The organism is Chitinimonas prasina, assembly GCF_030160395.1.
Taxonomy (GTDB): domain Bacteria; phylum Pseudomonadota; class Gammaproteobacteria; order Burkholderiales; family Chitinimonadaceae; genus Chitinimonas; species Chitinimonas prasina.
In genome coordinates, this window is the sequence record NZ_BSOG01000001.1 from 1,056,216 (window position 1) to 1,078,781 (window position 22,566).

Here is a 22,566-nt window from a genome sequence, read left to right on the forward strand (position 1 = left end):
ATGGCGGCAAGGCGAGGCGCTTGCCGGGCTTTTGCCGGTCCGGCATGTTAACATGGTCAAATCTAAATACGAATGATTTGCATTTGTTAATGCGTAAAACTCCCCTGCCCACCGCCTTACCTGCCGCCAACCGGCTGGCCTGGCTGGTGCTTTGCCTAGGCCTGCTGTCGGTGCTGACCTTGCTCAGCCTGACCCTGGGCGCCAAGTCCATCTCCCTGGCGATAGTGGCCGACAGCCTGTTCGGGCCGGGCCAGCACCCCGACGCCATCATCATCACCGAAGGCCGCCTGCCGCGTACCCTGCTGGGCCTGCTGGCCGGCGCCGCGCTGGGCCTCTCCGGCGCCATCATCCAGGCGCTCACCCGCAATCCGCTGGCCGATCCCGGCATATTGGGCGTCAACGCTGGCGCCAGCTTTGCCGTGGTGTTGGGCGCGGGCGTCTTCGGCATTACTTCGGCCGCGGGCTACCTGGCTTTTGCCTTTGTCGGCGCGCTGGCCACCACCTTGCTGGTCTATCTGGTCGGCGCCTATGGCACAGCCAGGCTGGAGCCCATGCGCTTCGTACTGGCCGGTGTGGCCATCAGCGCGGTGATGATGGGCTTTGCCTCCAGCATCACCTTGCTCAATCCCTGGGCCTTCGACCGCGTGCGCTTCTGGAGCGCCGGCTCGCTCGATGTACGCGATCTGGACCTGGTGCTGCAGGTGGCGCCTGCCCTGCTGCTGGGCATCGTCATCGCCCTGCTGCTGGCACGCCCGCTCAATGTGCTGGGCATGGGCGAGGACCTGGCCGTCTCGCTGGGCAGCCGGCCTAGGCTGATCCATGCGACGGCGGTACTGGCCATCACCCTGCTGTGCGGCGCCAGTACCGCCATCGCCGGCCCCATAGGCTTTGTCGGCTTGATGATTCCGCACATTGCCCGCTGGATGGTAGGCACCGACCAGCGCTGGATCATGGCCTGCACGCTGCTGCTGGCACCGGTACTGTTGCTGGCCTCCGACATCATCGGTCGGCTGCTGGTGCCGGGCGAACTGCGTGTGTCCATCGTGACGGCCTTCGTCGGCGCCCCGGTGCTGATCTGGCTGGCGCGCCGGGCGCAGCTCAGCGGGAGCCGCACATGAGCCCATCCGATTACCTCTACCTGGGCCGGCCCACAGGCCCTATCTACCTGCGCGTGCGGGCCAAGGGCCTTTGGGTGGGCATGCTGCTGGCTCTGGCAGCCCTGATGCTGGCCGGGCTTGCCCTCGGTGCCGGTGCGCTGGAACTGAGCCATGCCCAGGTCTGGCAGGCGCTGCTGGGTGAGGGCCCTGCACGGCTGGGCGCCGTGGTGCGTGAATGGCGGCTGCCGCGTGTGGTAATGGCACTGGTGGTCGGTGGCGCGCTGGGCATGAGCGGCGCCATCTTCCAGTCGCTGATACGCAACCCGCTGGGCAGCCCGGATGTCATCGGCTTCAACACCGGTGCCTATACCGGTGCCCTGGTCACCATCATCCTGCTGCAAGGCTCCTACTTCGAAATCGCCACAGGCGCTCTGGTGGGTGGCCTGGCTGCCGCCCTGCTGGTCTATCTGCTGGCCTATCGCCGCGGCATCCAGGGCTTTCGCCTGATCATCGTGGGCATCGCCATCAGTGCCATGCTGGCGGCTTTCAATACCTGGCTGATGATCAGCGCCAGCCTGGAATCGGCCATGACGGCTGCACTCTGGGGCGCCGGCTCGCTCAACGGCATCACCTGGGACAAGGCCCTGCCTTCCGCGCTGTTCAGCCTGGTCGCCATGGTGCTGACGCTGCTGCTCGGTCGGCGCATGGCGCTGCTGGAAATGGGCGATGACAGCGCCAGCGCGCTAGGCGTGCCGGCCGAGCGCACGCGCCTGCAGCTGATGAGCCTGGGCGTGGTGCTCACGGCCGCCGCCACCGCCGCTGCCGGCCCCATCTCCTTCATCGCCCTGGCCGCACCGCAGATCGCGCAGCGGCTCAGCCGCAGCCATGGCACGGCACTGCTCTGCGCCTTCTGGGTCGGTGCGCTGCTGCTGTTGCTGGCTGACTATTGCGCCCAGCACCTGTTCGCCCCACGCCAGTTACCGGTCGGCATCGTTACCGTCAGTATCGGCGGCCTCTACCTGGTATGGCTGCTGTTCCGTCAATCCCGCCTGGCCTCATCATGACCCCTGCCCGCCTATCCCTCGCCCAACCTGTCCCTGACGAGGCCACCCCGTACCATACCGAGCCCGCTACGGTCCGGCTGCGGGGCCAGCACCTGCGGCTGGGCTATGGCGACCGGGTGATCTGCCCGCAACTGGATGTACGCATCCCCGACGGCTCCTTCACCGTCATCGTCGGCCCCAACGGCTGCGGCAAATCCACCCTGCTGCGCAGCCTGTGCCGCCTGATCACGCCACAGGCCGGCCAGGTCTATCTGGACGGCAAGCAGATACGCGACTATCCGGCGCGCACCGTGGCCCAGCAGCTGGGCCTGCTGCCGCAGAGCGCCACGGCGCCCGACGGCATCAGCGTGCTCGACCTGGTATCGCGCGGCCGCTACCCCCACCAAAGCCTGCTGCGGCAATGGAGCCCGCAGGACGAGATCGCGGTACAGACCGCCATGCAGGCCACCGGTGTGGCCGACCTGGCCGGCCGCGCCGTGGATGAGCTATCGGGCGGCCAGCGCCAGCGCGTCTGGGTCGCCATGGCCCTGGCGCAGGAGACACCCCTGCTGCTCTTGGACGAACCCACCACCTATCTGGACATCGCCCATCAGATCGAGCTGCTGGAACTGTTCCGCCATCTCAACCGCCACAACGGCCGCACCCTGATCGCCGTGCTGCACGACCTGAACCATGCCTGCCGCTACGCCACCCACCTGATCGCTATGCGCGAGGGCCGCATCGTGGCCGAGGGCGCGCCGGGCAAGGTGGTGACGGCCGACATGGTGCAACAGGTCTTTGGCCTGCCCTGCCTGGTGATGGCCGACCCCGTTAGCCACACCCCCATGGTGATTCCGAGGGGCAAGGTGCATATGGCCTAGCGCCACTGCTTCCAATGCCTTTACATTCGCCACCTAAATTCAACGATGAACGCGCAAGCGGACTCTAGGCCGGCGCCTTGAGGCACCGGCCCGAATAGCCCTCAACCCAAGGTATCAATCTCCCCCAGCAATTGCGCCAGGCACGGCCCCAGCACCTCCAGCGACGCCGGCGAGACGATGTCCTCGTGCGCGCAGTCGAACTCATGCACCGCTAGGCCGGCCACGAACGGTGCCCAGGTCTGCTGCACGTCCATGCCCTGCGGCAGGGTCCGCTTGGCGACGAACAGCACCGCCTGGCCCTCGAACCGCTTGGTACTGGCCTGTGACAACAGGCGGACGGCGTCCTGGTAGTTGGCCACGATATGGCCAAACATCTCGGTCTTCTCGCGCAGCATGAAATCGTCCGCTGCCTCTTCGGTCGCCGCCATGAACTGCGCCTGCTCGCGCGCCACCTCGGACTTAGCCTCCTCCTCTGTCGGGCCGCTCCAGTCCTGTCCCTCGGGTGGGTAGGTATCGAGCAGGCCCAGGAAGGCCACCGTCTCGCCTTCTGCCTGCAACCTTGCAGCCAGGCCCTGTGCCACCGTGCCGCCCAGCGAATAGCCGATCAGGTGATAGGGGCCCAGTGGCTGTATGCGCCGTAGGTTGGTCAGGTGCTGTTCCACCATGGCCGGCATGTCGGCGCTGGCCGCGATCGCACCTTGCGGCCGTGGCGACTGCAGCCCGACCAGGCCCAGGCCCTCGGGCAGGTAGCGGGAGAAGCCGCTGTACTGCCAGGCAAAGCCCGATGCCGGGTGGATGCAGAACAAGGGTTTGCCCTGGCCGGGCCGCAGGTGCAGCACCTCGCCGAAACCGGCATTGGCCGGGTCTGCCGCCTGCCCGGCATCGCCCAGTACGGCAGCCAGCTTGGCCACCGTGGGCGAGACCATGATCTGCCCGACCGACACACCCTGCCGCAATTCGCGCCGCAGTTCTGCCGCCAGTCGCATGGCCAGCAGCGAGTGGCCGCCCCGTGCAAAGAAATCGTCCTCCGCCAGCACGGCCGGCACCGCCAGGATACGGGCAAAGGCCGCCGCCACCTGGCTCTCCAGGCCTGGCCGCGGCAACCGGCCGCCGGATGCAGCCGCGCCGGATGGCTCGGGTAGAGCCTTGCGGTCCAGCTTGCCGTTGGCACTGAGCGGAAAACTGGCCAGGCTGACGATCGCCACCGGCACCATATGCGCGGGCATCCGGGCCGCCAGCGCCGCGCGCAAGGCCGTAGTGTCCAAGTCCGCCGCGGGATCGCTGGGAACCACATAGCCCACCAGTTGCCGGGTATCGGCTCCTGCCATGCCCGGCTGGCTGCCCAGGGTGCGGGCATGCACCACTGCCCGTGCAACGCCGGGCTGTATCAGCAGCACCGCCTCGATCTCGCCCAGCTCGATGCGCTGTCCGCGTATCTTGACCTGGTCATCGCTGCGGCCCAGGTATTCCACATCGCCGGTCGGCAGCCAGCGCGCCACGTCGCCGGTACGGTACATGCGCTCGCCATCGCCCCAGGGGTCGGCCACAAAGCGGGTCGCCGTCAGGTCGGGCCGGCCCAGATAGCCATGGGCCAGCTGTATGCCGGCCAGGTACAGCTCGCCCGGCACGCCCACCGGCACCGGCCGCAGGTAGTGGTCGAGGATGCGCAGCTGGGTGTTCCAGACCGGGCGGCCGATAGGTACGCTGGCCGCCAGCCGGGTACCGGCGTCGTCATCTGCCGCCGGCTTGTAGCTGACATCAACGGCCGCTTCGGTGGGGCCGTACAGATTATGCAATGGCGCCGCCAGCAACACGCCATACAGGTAGGCCAGTTCGCGCGAGAGGGCTTCGCCGCTGCAGAATACCCGGCGCAGGCTGGCGCAATGGCCTGCCTCCGCGACCGGCAGCCCTTGCAGGTGGCCCACGAAGGCCGCCAGCATCGAGGGCACAAAGTGCGCTGTGGTAATGCCTTGCTCGTCGATCAGGCGCAGCAGGGCCTCCGGGTCGCGGTGCGACTCAGGCGGTGCCATGTAGAGGCGCGCTCCGTACAGCAATGGCCAGAAGAACTCCCAGACCGACACATCGAAACTGCAGGGTGTCTTCTGCAGCACCACGTCCTCGGCGCTCAGGCCATACTCATGCTGCATCCACACCAGCCGGTTGACGATGGCCTGGTGCGATACCAGCACCCCCTTGGGCCGGCCCGTGGAGCCGGAGGTGTACAGCAGATAGGCCGGATGCTCAGGCGTGAGCCCGTCCGCCGCACAGGCCGGCAGAGGCTGGCCGGCATCCGGCTCCAGCGCATCGACCAGGAACAGCTTGCCCAGGTGTGCAAAGCGCGCCGCCAGTGCGCTGGTGGTCACGATCGCGGCAGGCTTTGCGTCGCCGACCATATAGGCCAGGCGCTCGTCTGGGTAGCCGGTATCCAGCGGCAGGTAGGCCGCTCCGGCCTCTATCGCCGCCATCAGCGCCAGGCTGAGCAGGACCGAACGCGGCAGCGCCACGGCGACAATATCGCCCAGCCCCACCCCGGCCGCCTGCATGCGCGCACCCAGCAGTGCTACCTGGCGGCGCGTCTGCCAGTAGTCCAGCTGGTGTACCTCGTCCAGCAGCGCCGGCCACTGGGGCGTGCGCCCGGCCTGCTCCGCCAGCATGGCGCGCAAGGTCGTGCTTGGCACCTCGGCCTGGGTGGCGTTGATCGCGTCCACCAGCTGCAGCTCGGCGGGCGTCGGTGCCAGATAGTCGCCCCACGGCAGCTCAGGCCGGTAGGCCAGGTAGTCCAGCAGCATGCGTAGCCGCTCGGCCAGCAAGGCCGGCTCGCGCACCAGATTGCGATACTCGATCAACAGCCGCAGCTGCTCGCCCGGCAGTACCAGGACGGTGAGCGGGTAATGGGTATGGCCACGGTTGCGCAGCGCACCCAGTTGCGCACCACGGTAGTTCCGGGCATGCAGATCATCCTGGTCCGGGTAGTTCTCCACCACCAGCAGGGTATCGAACAGATTGGTCTGCCCCGCCAGCCGCTGTATCTCGCCCAGGCCCAGGCCATCGTTCTCCAGCAGCTGTATCTGCTGCGCCTGCACGGCGGTCAGTTGCGCCAGCAGCGGCTGTTGCGGGTTGAGGCGGATACGTACCGGAATGGTGTTGCTGAACAGGCCAATATGCTCGTCTATGCCATCCACCGGGCTGAAGCGGCCCGATACCGGCGATCCAAACACCACATCGTCGCGGCCGGTGAGGATGGACAGCAATGCCGCCCACACCCCCTGCATCAGGGTATTGAGCGTCACCCCCTGCTCTCGGCAACGGGCCGTCAGTGCCTGCTCCAGCTTGGCGGGGACGACCATCTCCAGCTCGTGTACCTCCGGTTCGGCTGTCTCGCCGCCATACAGCAAGGTGGGTTTGGCATGGTCCAGTACCTCGCGCCATAGCGTCCGCGCCGCAGCCAGGTCGCGCCGCGACAGGGCCTGTACCACGGTGGCGTAGTCCACCCGCGTAGGCCGCAGGCATGCGGGGCCGTCACCGTAGGCCAGCAGCAGGTCGCGCAACAGGATGGGCGTGGACCAGCCGTCCACCACCAAGTGGTGGGCGGTGATGAACAGGCTGTGCACGGCGTCGCCATGGTGCGCCAGCAGAGCATGCAGCAAGGGTGCCTTGCCGGCCGTGCCGATGACGAAATCGCGATCCAGCTCGGCGCGCTCCAGTTCCTGCAGGGCCGCCGCCTGTGCATCGCGTGGCAGGCTGCCCAGATCAACCTCCTGCCAGGGCCAGCGGTGCCCTGCCTGCGTGGGCGGCAAGGGCAGCACCTGCAGTGCCTCCTGCCGCAATTCGTCGTCAAACCGCGCCCCCAGCTGAGGATGGCGCCTCAGCACGGCCTCCAGCGCATCGCGCAGGCCGGCCACATCGATCGGCCCGGTGAAATCCAGCCGGGTGATGGAGTTGTACTTGCTCGCGGTCTCGCCCAGTTGTGCGTGGAACAGCAGCCCTTCCTGCAAGGGCAAGACGGGCAGCACCGCCGCCAGGGGGCCATGCCGCTCGCGCAAGGCCGCCAGCTCGGCAGCGCTCAGCGTCAGCCCCGGCGCCAGCGGGGTCTGCGCCGCCACCAGCGTGTCACTGGCGGCATCGGCATGCTGCTGCGCATACGCCGCCAGCTCGCCGGCATGCTGCGCCAGCGCCTGGTGCAGATGGGCGATGGTGGCCTCGTCGTGGATGGCTGGCGCCCAGCTCCAGTTCAGCGCCAGGCGCGGCCTGGCAGCGCCCTCTTCAACAAAGGCATTGAGTTCCAGCCCGTACAACATCGCCATGTCCGGGTCCATGTCCACGGCAAAGGCATCGGCGAAGCAGCCGCCGGCCCGCTGCGGCATCCAGTCGCCCTCGCTGGCGCCAAAGCGGCCCAAGTAGTTGAACAGCATGGCCGGCCTATGCAGTGCCTCCAGCGCTGCCAGCGCCGGCCCATGGTCGTCGTCCAGATAGCGCAGCACACCGTAGCCCAGGCCCCGCTCAGGTATCTGCCGCAAGCCCTGCTTGATAGCCCGCACCGCCTCCACTGGCGTTGTCACGGCACGCAGATCAAGGCCCACCGGGTATTCGGCCGTCAGCCAGCCCACGGTGCGCCCCAGGTCCACACGCTCGTCGTCGCTCTGCCGCCCGTGCGATTCCATCGCCAGGCGCAGCTGGGGCGAGCCGAAGACGGTCTTGCAGGCCATGCTCACGGCCGTCAGCAGTATTTCCTCGACGTTGGCGCGGTAGGCGGCTGGCAGGCTCAGCAGCAAGGCGTCGGTCAGGTCGGCGTCGAGCAGCGTGCGCTGCTGTCTGGCCGCGCCATAGTGATCCTGGGTGGCATCAAGCGGTCGCCGGCCCCAGGCAGGGAGCGGGTCGGCCAGCATGCCCCGCCACATGGCCAGCTCGGCACGGCGGGCAGGCACGCTGGCGGCCAGGCTGCGCGACCAGTCCGGCAGTGCCGTCTCCTCACGCGGCACCATGGGCGTCACACCGGCCATGGCGGCCTCGCAGGCAAGGGCCAGTTCGGACAGCAGGACGCGCCAGGACACCCCATCGACCGCCAGATGGTGGATCACCCACAGCAGCGAGGCCTCGCCTGCGCTGCTGGTCAGGCGGATCGCCTGCATCATCAGACCTTGCGATGGCACCAGGCGGGCAGCGGCCTGCCGGAACAGCGAGTCCAGCTCGCCATCGGCCAGCGCCGCTTCATGCAGGATGCGGCTATCGAGTTCGGCATGGATCTGGCCGAGCACCAGGCCATCGCCTTCCACCTTGCTGCGCAGGGCCGGGTGGGCGCGCTGCAGGGCCAGCAGCGCCTGCGCCAGGTGGCGCTTGGCCACGCCTGCAGGCAGCTTCAGCAGCACGGCCTGGGCGTAGCGCCTATCCAACCCGTAGTGCTGGTGGAACCAACTGACTATGGGTAAGCGGCCTACCTTGCCGACCGCGTCGCCCACCACAGACTCGACGCCGGCGAGTGCCTGCATGGCCCCGGCCATGCGCGACGGCGTGCGCAAGGCAAAGATGTCACGGGGGCGCAGCAGAAAACCGCCACGGCGCAGTTCACTCCCCAGGCTCATGGCCGAGATGCTGTCGCCCCCCAGGCTGAAGAAATCATCGTCCGCGCCCACGCCTGCCAGGCCCAGCACCTTGGCCACGCTCTGGCAGACCAGCCGTTCAGCCTCGGTGGCTGCTTCGCGCTGCGTGGCCGCAGCCTGCGGCACGATAGCGGGCAGGACCTTGCGGTCTATCTTGCCATTGACCGTCAAGGGCCATGCCGGCAGCAGCATCAAGGCGGCCGGCACCATATAGTCCGGCAGGTGGCCGGCCAGCTCGGCCAGCAGGGCCTGTTCCCGGCCCTCCTCAGCCGCCAGACCGTCCGCCAGCACGCAGTAGGCGACCAGGCGGTGGCTGCTGCCCACGGCCTGCGCCAGCACCACCGCACCCGTCACGCCCGGCAGCGCGGCCAGTGCATGCTCAACCTCGCCCAGCTCGATACGGAAGCCGCGTACCTTGACCTGCTGGTCACCCCGGCCGATGAATTCCAGTTGCCCGTCGGCACGCCAGCGCACCAGGTCGCCAGTGCGGTACATCAGGCCGCCATCGGCCCAGGGGTCGGCCACGAAGCGGCTGGCCGTCATGGCCGGCCGACCCAGATAGCCCCGCGCCAGCCCCGGCCCGGCTATATACAGTTCGCCCACCATGCCGGTTGCCACCGGGCGCAGCTGGGCATCGAGCACATGGACGCGGGTGTTGGCCACCGGCCGCCCCACCACGGGCTCCTCGCTCAGGACGACATCGGCACTCAGGGTATCGACGGTGTATTCGGTGGGGCCATAGAAATTGTGCACCCGCAGGCTGGGGTACTGCCGCACTGTCCGCCACAGGGCCGGCGAGACCGCCTCGCTACCCACCAGGGCCAGGCAGGGCTGGTGCCAGCCTGCCGCCAGCAGGCCGCAATCCAGCATCTGCTGCAATAGCGAGGGCGGCATATCGATGGCGTCGATGGCCTGGCTGCGCACCAGTTCAACCAGCGCCTGGGCATCGCGCCGTAGCATCTCGTCGCACAGGTGCAGTTCTTGCCCCAGCACCAGCCAGAACAACTGCTCCCACGAGGCATCAAAAGCGAACGAAGTGCTGTGCATGGCCCGTAATCGGCGCCCGCCCAGGGCCGCCAGGGTGTCGCCATAGAGGCCATGGCGGTGCGATGCCAGCAGGTTGTTCAAACCCCCTCGGCAAGCCATCACGCCCTTGGGTGTGCCGGTGGAACCCGAGGTATAAATCAGGTAGGCGAGGTGCGCGGCCTGCAATGGCTGGCGCCGCTCGCCATCATCGATAGGCATAAGCGACCGCGCAGCCATGCGCTGCATCACCACCGCGTCGTCCAGGCTCAGCACGCTGTCCATGGCCGGCAGCCGGCCGCGCAAGGCCGTCGTGGTCAGCAGCAGTGCCGGCCGGGCGTCCTCGCACATCAAGGCCAGACGCTCATCGGGGTAATCCAGCTCCAATGGCAGATAGGCAGCGCCGGCCGCCAGTACGGCCAGGATGGCCACCACGGCCTGCGCGCCCCGTGGCAGTGCAATGGCGACCACATCGTCCGCCCCCAGGCCCTGTACCAAAAGTTCCCGGCCCAGTTGGGCCACCTGCCCGGCCAGCGTGGCAAAGTCCAGCGCCTGGCCATTGCACACCAGGGCGCGCTCCGCCGCCTGGCCCTCGGCCTGCTGCCAGAACACCGCCATGACATCGGCCGCATCGTCTACCATTGCCCCCTGCGACCACGCCGCCAGCCGGGCCAGCTCGGCCTGCCCCGGCAGTGCCGGCGCCGATAGCGGCGTCTGCTCACCGGCCAGCAGCCCGCGCAGCAGGGTATCGAGTCGTTCAGCGTGCAAAGCCAGCTCATCGGCGCGGTAACGGGCGGGATTGGCAGCCAGTTCCAGCGTCAGCGCGCCGTCTTCCAGCCACAGGCCGAACTCCAGGTCTTCCACCGGGCCAGCGGCCAGCAGATGGGTCATGCCGCTGGCACCTTCCAGCGCCAGCTGCTGGTCGTAGATCTTGAGATTGAGCGTCGGGCCATACAGTGCGCGGCGCGAGCCCACCAGGCCCATATCGCGCTGCAATTGCTCGGCATCGTAGCGCTCATGCCGGCGTATTTGGCGCAGCCCAGCCACCATGCGCTGCGCCAGCTGGGGCAAGGTCTCCTCGGCCTGCACCGTCACCTGCAGGGGCAGCACATTCACCACCGGCCCGCAAGCGCGAACCGCCACCGAGCCCAGGCGCCGCATAAAGGGCACGCCCACCACAATGTCGGCCTGCCCGCTCAGGCGATGGAGGTAGGCCACGACCGCCGCCATGGCCAGTTCGGCCGGACTCAGGCGGTCGGCCTCGCCCAGCCGGGCCAGTTGTGCGACCTGTTGCGGCGGCCAATGCAGCCGCTGCCGCAGCACCTCGACATTGGCGACACTGGCCGGGCCGGCGTCGCGGCTGGACAGGCTGACCGGCAGGGCCAGGCGGCCCGCATAGTCCTGCCAGAAGGCCTTGTCGCGCTGCCAGGCTTCGCCCTGGCGATAAGCCTGGCTCTCTTCCACCACACGGCCGAACGGGACGAAAGGGCTGGCCGACGGTATCTCGCCACGGCGCAGCGCGTTGTAGATTTCAACCATGCGGCGGGTCAGCGCGGCAAAGCTGTAGCCATCGACACAGGCATGATGGTAGCGCTGATACCAGAACCAGCGATCGGCCCCAAGGCGCATCAGCTTATGGCAGAACAAGGGCGCCTCGCCATCGGCAGGCAGCGCGTGCTCCAGGTCTGAACGCATCAGTTGCAGCGCCGCCGCGGCCGGATCGGGCTCGGCGGTCAGGTCCACGCACACGGGCCCTGGCATGGCCGCCGGCAGCCTGTGCTGCGGCAATCGCTGCACCGGCCCTGCAGCCGTCTCGACAAAACGGGCATGCAGCGTATCTGCCTCGCTCAGCCCCTGCCGTATCGCCTGGGATAGCAGGTCGGTATCCACCTGGCCGGTCAATTCGGCATAGTGGGCCACGGTATAGAGATTCTTCCGGTCGGCAATCTGATCAGCCAGCCAGATGCCCAGCTGCGCGCCGAGCAAGGGCAGTTCCAGCAGGTCGTCGGCAGGCGACTGCGATTTTGCGGTATTCAACACGTCGTAGTTCCCTTGGCCTGGGCCGGCCCGCCTGGTAGGCCGGCCGCCATGGCGATAGACAGCGGCCGGGTCAGGCGCCGCGCAGTTGGCGGGGGCGGATATCGGCCCAGTTGGTATCGAGGTAGGCCATGCAGGCCGCGCGACTCTCGGGGCCCAGCACGCTATGCCAGCCGGCGGGCACGGCCGCCAGCGTGGGCCACAGGCTGTACTGCGCCTGCGCATTGATCAGCACCAGAAAAGTCTGGCTTTCGTCGTCAAACGGATTGGGGGTGTCGGCATGCATGGTTTTCTCCTTCAGATCGCCACCCCGCCTGGGCTGGCTTATGGTGTATGCGGGCTAGCGGGCCTGGTCGGCCGACATAGGTAACGCGGTATCCGTGCGAGTGCCGCTCGGCGCCGCCAGCAACCAGGCCAGGCCGTCAAGCAGGCCACCGCGCCAGCAAAGCCAGTCGTGGCCACCTTCGAACTGCTGGTAGGCCACGGCATGGCCAGCCTGGCACAAGCCCTCATGCACGCTGTCGTTCAGGTCTATCATCACGTCCTCGCGGCTGCCCACCTCCAGAAAAACCCGCAGGTGGCCAGGCGGCAAGGTGCCGTCAGTCAGCAGTTCGGCCAGCCGGCCACGGCTGCCGGGTTTGCGTGGGCAGGCCTCGCCCGGCGGCGCCTGCAGGAGTTCCACATAGGGCCACCAGAACGAGCCCGACTGGCTCAGCACCGCACCAAAGCGCTGCGGATGGTGCAGCCCGGCATAGAGGGCGGCCAGCCCTCCCAGGCTCTGGCCCGCCACCACGGTACGGGCCGGCTTGGAGCTACTGGGTACCAGGCCGGCGACCCAGGGCAACAATTCATGCTGCACGGCCTGCCAGAACAGGGGATTGCACGACAGCTCCGCCTGGCGGTAGCCACCGTCGATGACATCGATCAGGACATAGACGGCGGCAGGCAGATCGCCCGCCTCGGTGCGGGCCTCAAGCGCAGAAAAGATGGGCATGCGCTCAGCCCAGTGCTGCCCGTCCAGCAGCAGCACCAAGGGTCGCGCCAGCTGCTCGGCCGGGGTATCGGCCTGGCCACAGGCATAGACCCAGACAGTTCGCTGGTTGCCCAGCAAGTCACTTTTCCAATGCAGCTTCTTCAGGTGCTGCGCAGCCTGGCCTTTGCCCTCACCACGGTCATGCACCCGCCAGGCAGACTGGTCGGGTGCGCCGGGCAGGTGCAAGGCGGACAGCATGCCGGCCCAGCCGCTGGCATGGGGCGGCAGTGGGTTCAGGGCATCGGCCTGCGCCAGCCCCATGACCGACCGCCACCACTGTCGGTGACGGTCACGCCTGTCCTCCAGCGTGCCCTCGGCCATCGGCGGCAACAGGCTGGCATCGACCGGAATAAAGGCATAGCTGCCCCGCCAGCTGGCAGGCAGCAGCACCTGCCAGTACCACACATCGGTGCCGGCAATGCGCTGCAGCGATTCGGGGTCGAAGGCATGGTGGTTGGTCACCGAGTTCACATCGATATAGACCCGGTGGGTAGCAGAGCGGGATTCATCCCCTGCCGGATCGCGCCAGAGAAAGGTGATGCAATAGGTATCCTCGGCCACCGGCTCGCACAGCGGCGCGCCCAGCTTGGCAACTGCCTGCCACCATCGCTCACTGCCCACCTCCACCGCTTGCAGCCAGGCTGCCGTTTCGGGTGCCACAGGGTTCAAATCCACTCTCCTCCAGAATGCCCAGCAGCACAGCCAGGTTGGTAGCCTTGGCCGCACTGGGCTGATATCCCGCAACGTCTCTCCAGACCCAAAGCGGCGTAGCGCCCATCTAGGCTCGGTGCGGCGTTTTATGTAATAATGAGAAATATTATCATTTGTATTCTTAATTGAGAATACGCTGAGACGCTGTATAGATCATCACCAGGGAAAGAAACCACGATGGACAGAGGTAGACAGACCCACCGCCATGCCTTGCTGCTGGCTAGCAAACTGACACTTGCCTGCATGACTGCCATGGCCACCGTGGGCAGCGGCTGGGCCGCGGAAACCGCTGCCGTGCAGCAGCAATACCAGATCCCCGCCGGCGCACTGGCCAGCCAGCTCAAGCAGTTCATCCGGCAATCGGGCGTCCAGGTGACGGTGGAAGAATCCCTGCTCAAGAATCTGAATGGCCAGGCCGTACAGGGCAGCCACACCCCGCAAGCCGCTCTGACCGCCCTGCTGGCGGGTACCGGCCTGCATATTGCGGTCCAGGGCAATGGCCGCTTTACGCTGTACACGGCCGAAGGCGAGTTGGCCACCATCACGGTGACCGGCGAGAAGATCAACCGTTCGCTGCAGGAAACCACCACGGCGGTAACCGTGCTGCGCGGCCGCGATGTCGACCAGGGCGGCTTGCGCTCGGTCTACGACGTCGTCAACCGTGCGCCCAATGTAAGCTTCAACGGCGCCGGCATTCCCAATATGCGCGGCATCTCCGGCACAGGCCCATCGACCGGCGTCTTCTCCTTTGTCTCCGGCGCCCGTCCGCGCGTCAGCACCTCGGTCGACGGCGTCTCCGAGAGCTGGTCCGGCCAGCGCTATGTCGATGCCGGCCTGTGGGATATCGCCCAGGTCGAAGTCATGGCCGGCCCGCAGTCCACCACCCAGGGCCGCAATACCATAGGCGGCGCCATTGTCGTCAACACCAAGGACCCAAGCTTCCAGTGGGAAGGCGCGGCGCGCATCGGCTACGAGAACCAGGACGGCAAGACCCTGCTGGCCGGCGTGGTATCCGGCCCCCTGGTCGAGGACGAACTGGCCTTCCGTGTTGCCGCCGAAGGGCTGCGCGGCCACGGTTTCATCGACTATCCCGGCAACTGGCCGTGGGATCCCTCCGAAATCCGCCGCAACAATGTGCGCGCCAAACTGCTTTGGCTGCCCAAGGACGCCCCCCAGCTATCGGCCAAGCTGACCGTGTCCCATCGCGCCAACAAGGGCGAGTACCTCAACACCGTCGATGGCAACTTCTTCGACCACCAGTTCCGTGGCATCGCCTCGAACACCCGCTACCAGGATTCCGCCAATACCACCGTCAGTACCGATATCAGTTATGAGTTCTCGCCCGTACTGACCGGCCACTTCCTCTACAGCCGTGGCAACTACGATGCAAACTTCCAGGAATCCGGCCCCGATCGCTTCTCGCTCAAGCTGGATGAAGACAGCAATACCCTGGAATCGCGGCTGGTCTACGACGCCAGGGATAGCGGCGTTCGCGGCGTGATCGGCCTGTTCTACTACGATCGCCACCAAGACCTCTATGCCGGCCCCGATGGCTTCGAGGGCGATGACAAGGTCAAGACGATGGCGCTGTACGGTGAATCCACCATCGCGCTAGGCAGCAAGCTGGATCTGATTCTGGGCGGCCGCATCGAACGAGAGGAACAGGACCGCGACGTCATGGCCTGGCCGGGACGCCCCTGGGCCGGCCATATCCGGACCGATATCGGCGAAACCATGCTGCTGCCCAAGCTGGGACTCAGCTACCGGCTGTCGCCCGAAACCACCCTGGGCTTCACTGCCCGCAAAGGCTATAACCCCGGCGCCGGCAGCATCGACTGGATCACCAGCGAGTTCTACGAGTACGGCAAGGAAGAGGTCAGCACCTATGAGCTGAGCACCCGTTCGGTCTTGCTGGACAAACGCCTGAACCTCAACACCAACCTTTTCTTCAACCGCTACGACGACTATCAGGCCCTGCTGAACCGCCGCTTCGTCAACATCCCCAAGGGCCGCAGCTACGGCCTGGAAATCAGCCTCAACGGCATGGCCACCCGCACCCTGGAGCTGTTCGGCTCGCTGGGCCTGCTCAATACCAAGGTCACCGGCGCACCCGCCGGCAGCCCGGCCATCCTGGGCAATCACTTCAACTACGCCCCCAGGCTGACCGCCAACCTGGGCTTCAAGCAGCGCTTCGACAGTGGCTGGTTTGTCGGTGCCGATCTCAACCGCACCGGTGACTACTACTCGGAGATCGACAACAACCCGGCATTCAAGGCCGGCGGCTACACCGTCGTCAACCTTAATGCCGGCTACGCGGCCAGCAGCTACACGGTAAGGGCCTATATGAAAAACGCAACCGACGAAGACGTGCTCTATCACGTCAACACCGGCCGCAGTTCCAATATCGGCACCGTGGGCCAGCCGAGAACCGCCGGCATCACGCTGGACTACCGCTACTGATACCCAGCCAGGCCACCGCCCTCCCTAAGGTGGTGGTCTTTTGGGTGCATCCCTAAGAGCCGCTACTCCACAGACAGGATTCCTCCATGACACCCTCCACACCACTGACCGTAGAACGCCTGCGGCATCCCCTGAAGTTCAGGCTGCTGCAGGTACGCCGGGTCGTTCGCCTTTCGCCCTATATGGTGTGCATCACCTTTACCGGCGACGACCTGGCCGATTTCATCTCGGCCTCGTTCGACGATCACCTCAAGGTCTTTCTGCCCCACCCCGGCGAAACCGCACCCGCCCTGCCGACCCTGGGCCCGGATGGCCCCGTCTACCCCCAGGGCCGCAGCAAGCCCATCACCCGCGACTACACCCCACGGCGCTACGATGCCGCCACCGGCGAACTGGACATCGAATTCGTGCTGCACGATGCGGGACCAGCAACCCTCTGGGCCGCGCAAGCCCAGCCAGGGCAATGCATAGGCATAGGCGGGCCACGTGGCTCCTTCGTGATTCCCACCGGCTATGACTGGCACCTGCTGGTCGGCGACGAAAGCGCCCTGCCCGCCATTGCCCGCAGGCTGGAGGAGCTACCCGCCGGCTGCCAGGCCCATGCCTTCCTGTCTGTCGGCCACGAGGCGGCTCGGCTCACGCTGCAGAGCGCCGCCCAACTGCACCTTACCTGGCTAACGGCAGACAGCCCCCATAGACAGGCGGACAGCATGCTCGCCGCCCTGCAGCAATGGGCCACCCCTACAGGCCAGGGCTATGCCTGGGTAGCCGGCGAATTGGCTATGGTCAGGGCCGTACGCAGCCTGCTGCTGGAGCGGGGGTGGGACAAGGCACGGGTGCGCGCCGCAAGCTACTGGAAACAAGGCGAGATGGCCTCGCACGAGACGCTGGACGACTGATACCGCCTGGGCGCGGGTAGCATCTGGAACGTTGAGCTGAACGCAGCCATGTCCCACACGAGACAAAGGCTGCCCGAATACACCGTACCCGGTATCTAGAGGCCAGGCGTCGCGCAAGCCTGCTGCCAGGCAAGGTCGCCTGGCAGCAGCAGAGGGCGTCTACTAGACGATCAGCCCGCCTCTTTCTGTGCGACCAAGGCAGTTGCTGCCTCAGATTCACGACGGCCACTGAGGTAGCTGAAGACCGCCGCCGAGGAGGCGATGGCTGCAACGATGTACCAGTTGATACCAGGGATGGCAACGTGGCGCGACAGGTCGAATAACAGGCCCGCCATAAAGGTGCCAACCATATTGCCGAAGCTGCGGAAGAAATGCATCGCGCCCATGGCCTTGGCCAGGCGGTCGCTGGGGATCTTGGCCGATACCCACAGATCGAACGAAGGGGTAAAGAGGATATCGCCGACAATCACCAGGAAGCAGCCCAGTACCACCCAGCTTGCGGTAATACCGGCACCGAACAACAGGTAGGCGCAGGCCATGCCGGCAAATGCGACAGCCATCACCGTACCTGGCTGGAAGCGTTGGTTGAAAAAGCGGAACAGGGGGTACTGCAGGATCAGTATGCAGATGCCGGTAATCCAGAATGGCGCTGTCAGCGGTATCTCCTTCACATAGGCCTGCATATGCAGCGGCATGCCCACGATGAAATTGATGGAGAGAAACCAGAACAAGCTGGACAGCAGGAAATACTGCGTGCCATTACCCGCCTGCAGGCCGCTGAGTATCTTGGTATTGACCAAGGGTGCGCCAGGATTGGTGGCGGGACTGCTGGGGATGAAGAAGAATGCCGCCAGGCAATACAGCATGAACAGCCCGAATACCACCGCAAACACGGTCGCCATATGAGCGCCAGTGAATATGCCACCGATCAGCGCACCGGCAATGGCGCCCAGCTGACAGGCCATCTGGAACGAGGAGAAAGCCTTGGGCCGGTCTGCCTCGGGGAAGGTACCGAGAATGTTTTTCAGGCCAGGGAAAGATAGGCCCGAGCCAAAGCCGACGAAGAAAGCCAGCAGGCTGTAGAAGGCAACACCTTCGGCGTAGGCCATCAGGCCCAGTGCCACGGCCTCCACCGCGATACCGGCAACAATGCTGTTACGCAGGCCGGTACGGGCAGCGAAGCCCTCGTAGCAAAAGGTGGCGCTCAGCCGGCCGACATAGGTCATGAACATGACGAAGCCAGCCCAGAAACCACTGTAGGTGACCCCCAGGGTAGAAACCAGATGGGGAAAGTAGATGAAGTTGCCGATATGGGCCAATGCGATACCCGCATTGATACCAAACAGCGTCCTTTTCAGGCTAGGTGTCATAGCGTGATTTTTCCTTGTGTTGGGGACGCACGCAGCGCCTGGATAGTCTTGACAACCTGCTGGCGATCAACTGGGATGCCACGGATCAACGTGGCATCGGGCAATCCGCCCGCGGCATGGCCGTGTCTGGAAAAGAGATTGAAGGTGGCCGCCGCCCCCACGCGCAATGGGTGGGCTGGCGAGGCATGACCTGCCATGCGGTCAAAGAACTGCCGCCCGGCGACGGTAGCGACCGTTTGCAGTGGCAGGTTGGCAGCGTCGGGTCGCGCGCTCAGCAGGCGTAGCTCGCCCAACAGACTGTAACCATGGAAACAGCCGCTATTGCCCGCATCGGTTCCTGTCAGCAGCATGCCCCGCTCAAGGGCGGCGAGACTGTTCTGGCGCATGGTCTCCACTGCACGGGTACGGGATTCCTGGCAGTTACGCTTGATACCGAAAGGCTCATCGATACCGGCCACGAAATCCAGGTTCCGGGTGTCCTGGGTATCCGAGAACCCCGGGCGGCCGTACTCATCGAGGAATTCCTCGCGCCGCAGCACCATGGGCCGCAAACCACTGAGCGTGGACACAAAGCAGCTGCCGCTCAGTTGCTGCCAGTCTGCGTCGGACAGCACCTCGTCCCGCACAGCATGGGCGAAATAGCGGAAGCCAAAGTGGTGCGCCAGCATGACTTCGTCGCGGGTATTGCAGTCGAGGACACAGCTGATGCCCCGCGCGCTCGCCACCTGGGCCAGCGCTGCCAGCATCTCGGGCGATATCCGGGAGAAGCGAGGGCTGCCACCGGGCTGTTCCACGCCATTGGTGAACATCACCTTGAGAAAGGTGGCGCCCAGATGCCGGTTGCCTTCCAGGATCACGTCGAGATCGTGCTTGCCGCCCAGCATGAAGACAGGCGCGGGGAACTCGCTGCCATGCCCTATCTTGCCGTCGTAACCGCACATGGCCGTCACGGCATAACCGCAATGGACCACCTCCGGATAGGGCAGCGTAGCCTGTGCGGCGCTACGCTCCCAGGCGGCCTTCACCAGTGGAAAGCCAAACATGTCCACGACATGGGCCACACCGTGGTACAGGTACTGCATGGCCATAATAGCCGGGTCATCCAGGCTGTCGTCGAAGTTCGGCGGGAGTGCGAAATGGGCGTGGCACTCGGTATAGGCCGGCCACAAGGTCGGCACATCCGCCAGCCCCCCCGGGCCAGCACTGTCCGCCCGCTCCCCCGCAGGCTGGATGCTGGCAAACAGGCCCTCCTCCACCGTCACATCAAATATCGTGTCGGCATCGATGCACGGAATCGCCACCCGGCGGACGGACCTTCGCCCATCCGCCGGGATGCTGCCGGCGGTCTGTCCTGCGTCTGGTGTGGCCAGTTCCATCATCGCGCCACGCCGACGTTGACTGCCAGATGGATGTTATCGAGGGCAGCCTCACAGCGCTCAGTCGCCTCATCGCGGCTGCTGCCTGTAAATACCAAGTGGCCCAGCCAGTCGAAGTTGCTCTTGGACAGACGCGACACCGCACGGCCCTTGGCGCGATAGCTCAGGGCATCGTGATAGCCGGGCAGGCTCTTGAGTGCGCCGAGGTCGATCTCTGCCAGGGTGCCATCCACGGGCGACCCAAACCAACGTACGCTTGCCACCAGCTCACCCGGTAGCGGATGCTCGGGGGTTTCGCCCAAGGCCTGGCGTATCACCTCCAGATAAGGATCCACGCCGCTGGAGATCTTCATCAGGCCAGGCACAATACCGCCGATGAGGCGGCCATTGACCTCGCATAGCACCGGACCGTCCTTGCTCAGCAGGTATTCGGTATGGATAAAGCCAAAGTCGATGCCCAGATGGCGCAGCACCTGCTCGTTCATGGCGAACAGCTCATCCTGCAGGGGGTGGCCGCTAAAATAGGTAGCGCCCATTTCGATGAAGTACGGAAAGCCGCTGAGGCAGCGGTCGGTGATGCCCAGGTTCACGATCTTGCCGCCCTGGTGCACACAGGCTTCCACCGACACCAGCTCGCCTTCGACAAACTCTTCGACCAGGATGTCGGGTATGCGGACCACACCACGGCCGTAATCAGCCACCTTGGCCAGGTCTTCCAGATAGCGGGCCAGTTCTGCCTCGTTGGTCAAATGCAGCACATGCAGGCTGGCAGTACCGTCGGAAGGCTTGATCACGCAGGGGAAACCGATCTCACGGACGGCCGCTTCGATCTGCTCCGGGCTCTGGACATGGACAAAGCGCGGCTGGCGTATACCCGTACCGGCCAGGGTCAGGCGGGTGCGGTGCTTGTGGCGGGCATTGAGGGCACCGTCCACGCTCATGCCGGGCAAGCCCAGTGCACGGGCAGCCGAAGCGGCATGCACGGTATGGTATTCGCTATAGGTTGCCACGCCATGCACCGGCTTTTCTGCATGCACGCGCTTGACCAGAGCTTCCAGGGCCTCAATGGAAAAAGCATCGGCCGCTTTCAGCACCTGGCAGCGCGGATGCTCGAAGGCAGGCTTGGCGAGCGGGGAAGCGTTCAGATAGAAGTCGGGATCGGCCGAGACCAGCGTGACGTCGTGGCCGAGTTCCAGCGCGTTTGCAATGCCAGCAACACCATTGGGGTTGCATTCAATCATCAGGATATGCATGTGAGTTCCTCGCTCTTAGTGAGACTTGCTTGGTTAGACGCCGACCCGAGGGGCTCGGCTGTGATTTGTGCGATACGATCCAGCAGCGCTTCGGACGAGAAGCCCAGCGATGCCAATACTTCCTCGTGGCTACCACCAGTGCCGGGCCAAGCCTGTCCGCAGTTGAATGAATAAACCTGGCAGGTGGGCATCAGCAGCGCCAGCGCCGCGCCTATGCCACCCATGGGACGATGTTCTTCCACGACCAGCACAGCCCGGAATCGGCCAGCCAGCACAGCGGCAGCCTGCGACAGCGCGGCTTGATCGAGCTGGCACAGATGGGCGTGCACGATATCGCTGCGCTGCTCGCAGGCCGCCAGGGCGGCCACGGTACCCATCTCGCCGACGGATACCACGCAGAGACTGTCAGCCGTCCTGCCTTCCTCGTGCTGCCAGGTGATGCCGTGCTCATCACGGCGGCCTTCGATGCTGGCATAGGCGCCATTACGACCCAGCCGCATATAGAAGGGCCCATCGGTGGTCGCCATCAGACGGACCATCTCCCGTGTCTCCTCCTCGCCGTAGGGTGCCAGGATGCGTACACCCGGGAAGGCCTGCACCACAGCCAGGTCTTCCAGGCAATGGTGGGTGGTGCCGAACCAGCCACCAGCCACGCCGGCATAGGGGGCAACGATCTTGACGTTGGCGACCATATAGCCCAGCGATAACTTGATGCTCTCGGCCGCACGCAATACCGCGAACGGCGCGAACGTGCTGAAGAACGGCGTATAGCCGCTGAATGCCATGGCTGTGGCGCAATCTATGGCTGCCGCCTCGGCGATGCCCAGGTTGAAGAACCGATCAGGAAAGGCTTCCTGAAAGGGGTGCTTGGCTCCGCCGAGGTCAGCCTCCAGGCAGACAATGCCGGGGTGCTCCTGCGCCAGGCGGGTCAGTTCATCCCGGTAGGCAATGCGTCCTGCGAGACTCATACCACGGCCTCCTTCCACTTATGCGCCAGCGCGGGACGCAGCACCGCGTAATGGCAGGATGGGTTGTTCTCGATGGCCGGGACACCCTTGCCCTTGACTGTGTTGGCAATGATGGCCAGTGGCTGGCCGCCGTGATGGTCATGGGCACGGATGACGTCGACCATGGCCTGCACATCGTGGCCATCCAGCTCCACCACGCAGAAGCCAAAACCTTGCAAGCGCAGATCCAGCCGGTTCAGTGGCGATATATCCGCCACCGCGCCATCGTTCTGCCCGCCGTTGCGATCCACCACCATGACGAAATTACCCAGCTGTTGGGCACTGGCCAGCTGGAATGCCTCCCAGCACAAGCCCTCCTGCAGCTCGCCGTCTCCCGCCACAACCAGCGCGCGGCGCAGGTCGCCCTTCATCTTGCGCGCCAGCGCCCAACCCACTGCATAGGCCACGCCATGGCCCAAGCTGCCGGTTGAGAAACGCACGCCTGGTATCTTGTGGTTGGGATGGCCGGTCAGGATGGAGCCCTTGGCCCCGTAGCTGGCTACCGGGTCATCCGCCAACTCGCCCAGGTGGTACATGACGGCGTACAGCCCGGCTGCCGCATGCCCCTTGCTCAGGATCACCTCGTCACCTTGCTCTCGATCGCTGCAGGCAAAGGCCGCCAGCAGTATGTCGGCGACCGACAGGCTGCCGCCGATATGGCAGCCTGTCGGTGTGGCCGCCAGATCGACTATGGTTCGCCTTATCTTCTGCTGCAGTGGCGCCCATTGGGCAGCGTGCCGGGGTGCCTGCATATCGCTATCTTCGATGCGTGTCTGCAT

At 65.6% G+C, this 22,566-nt stretch carries 13 protein-coding genes; 5 read left to right on the plus strand and 8 right to left on the minus strand.

Annotated elements, in window-relative coordinates:
- Positions 1 to 89: 89 nt before the first annotated feature.
- Genes fepD through QQK16_RS04955 form a run of 3 tightly spaced genes read left to right on the plus strand, consistent with a single transcriptional unit; the run spans position 90 to position 3,021 of the window.
- Positions 90 to 1,118: a Fe(3+)-siderophore ABC transporter permease gene (gene fepD, locus QQK16_RS04945; protein ID WP_284195314.1), complete on the plus strand. Its 1,029-nt coding sequence runs from the start codon at positions 90 to 92 to the stop codon at positions 1,116 to 1,118.
- On the plus strand, positions 1,115 to 2,161 hold the full coding sequence (gene fepG, locus QQK16_RS04950; RefSeq protein ID WP_284195315.1) for an iron-enterobactin ABC transporter permease: 1,047 nt from the start codon (positions 1,115 to 1,117) through the stop codon (positions 2,159 to 2,161). Before fepD ends, fepG begins: the two co-directional genes overlap by 4 nt.
- On the plus strand, positions 2,158 to 3,021 hold the full coding sequence (locus tag QQK16_RS04955; RefSeq protein WP_284195316.1) for an ABC transporter ATP-binding protein: 864 nt from the start codon (positions 2,158 to 2,160) through the stop codon (positions 3,019 to 3,021). The genes fepG and QQK16_RS04955 overlap by 4 nt, the downstream gene beginning before the upstream one ends.
- Before the next feature lie 101 nt (positions 3,022 to 3,122).
- On the opposite strand, the gene QQK16_RS04960 is transcribed toward QQK16_RS04955, so the two are convergent.
- The 3 genes from QQK16_RS04960 to fes all read right to left on the minus strand — a co-directional run bounded on the left by QQK16_RS04960 (position 3,123) and on the right by fes (position 13,371).
- Positions 3,123 to 11,681 carry an amino acid adenylation domain-containing protein gene (locus tag QQK16_RS04960; RefSeq protein WP_284195317.1) on the minus strand — a complete coding sequence of 2,853 codons (8,559 nt, stop codon included), beginning with the start codon at positions 11,679 to 11,681 and terminating at the stop codon, positions 3,123 to 3,125.
- A 70-nt stretch (positions 11,682 to 11,751) separates the two neighbouring features.
- Positions 11,752 to 11,964: an MbtH family protein gene (locus QQK16_RS04965; RefSeq protein ID WP_284195318.1), complete on the minus strand. Its 213-nt coding sequence runs from the start codon at positions 11,962 to 11,964 to the stop codon at positions 11,752 to 11,754.
- A 54-nt stretch (positions 11,965 to 12,018) separates the two neighbouring features.
- A complete protein-coding gene (gene fes / locus QQK16_RS04970) occupies positions 12,019 to 13,371 on the minus strand; it encodes an enterochelin esterase (RefSeq protein ID WP_284195790.1) in 1,353 nt (450 codons plus the stop codon).
- 228 nt (positions 13,372 to 13,599) lie between these two features.
- On the opposite strand from fes, the gene QQK16_RS04975 reads away from it, so the two are divergent.
- Together QQK16_RS04975 and QQK16_RS04980 are read left to right on the plus strand one after the other, a co-directional pair.
- Positions 13,600 to 15,882, plus strand: a complete 2,283-nt coding sequence (locus QQK16_RS04975) for a TonB-dependent receptor domain-containing protein (RefSeq protein WP_284195319.1) — start codon at positions 13,600 to 13,602, stop codon at positions 15,880 to 15,882.
- Positions 15,883 to 15,968: 86 nt separating this feature from the next.
- A complete protein-coding gene (locus tag QQK16_RS04980; protein ID WP_284195320.1) occupies positions 15,969 to 16,781 on the plus strand; it encodes a siderophore-interacting protein in 813 nt (270 codons plus the stop codon).
- A gap of 170 nt (positions 16,782 to 16,951) precedes the next feature.
- On the opposite strand, the gene QQK16_RS04985 is transcribed toward QQK16_RS04980, so the two are convergent.
- From QQK16_RS04985 to QQK16_RS05005, 5 genes are read right to left on the minus strand one after another with little or no spacing between them, the layout of a single operon-like run.
- A complete protein-coding gene (locus QQK16_RS04985; protein WP_284195321.1) occupies positions 16,952 to 18,151 on the minus strand; it encodes an MFS transporter in 1,200 nt (399 codons plus the stop codon).
- A complete protein-coding gene (locus tag QQK16_RS04990; protein ID WP_284195322.1) occupies positions 18,148 to 19,530 on the minus strand; it encodes a hypothetical protein in 1,383 nt (460 codons plus the stop codon). Before QQK16_RS04990 ends, QQK16_RS04985 begins: the two co-directional genes overlap by 4 nt.
- Positions 19,527 to 20,780, minus strand: a complete 1,254-nt coding sequence (locus tag QQK16_RS04995; RefSeq protein ID WP_284195323.1) for an ATP-grasp domain-containing protein — start codon at positions 20,778 to 20,780, stop codon at positions 19,527 to 19,529. Before QQK16_RS04995 ends, QQK16_RS04990 begins: the two co-directional genes overlap by 4 nt.
- Positions 20,768 to 21,748, minus strand: coding sequence for a transketolase family protein (locus QQK16_RS05000; protein WP_284195324.1), 981 nt, complete (start codon positions 21,746 to 21,748; stop codon positions 20,768 to 20,770). The genes QQK16_RS04995 and QQK16_RS05000 overlap by 13 nt, the downstream gene beginning before the upstream one ends.
- Positions 21,745 to 22,566 (minus strand): 1-deoxy-D-xylulose-5-phosphate synthase N-terminal domain-containing protein, encoded by an 822-nt coding sequence (locus QQK16_RS05005; protein WP_284195325.1) that lies wholly within the window; start codon positions 22,564 to 22,566, stop codon positions 21,745 to 21,747. The genes QQK16_RS05000 and QQK16_RS05005 overlap by 4 nt, the downstream gene beginning before the upstream one ends.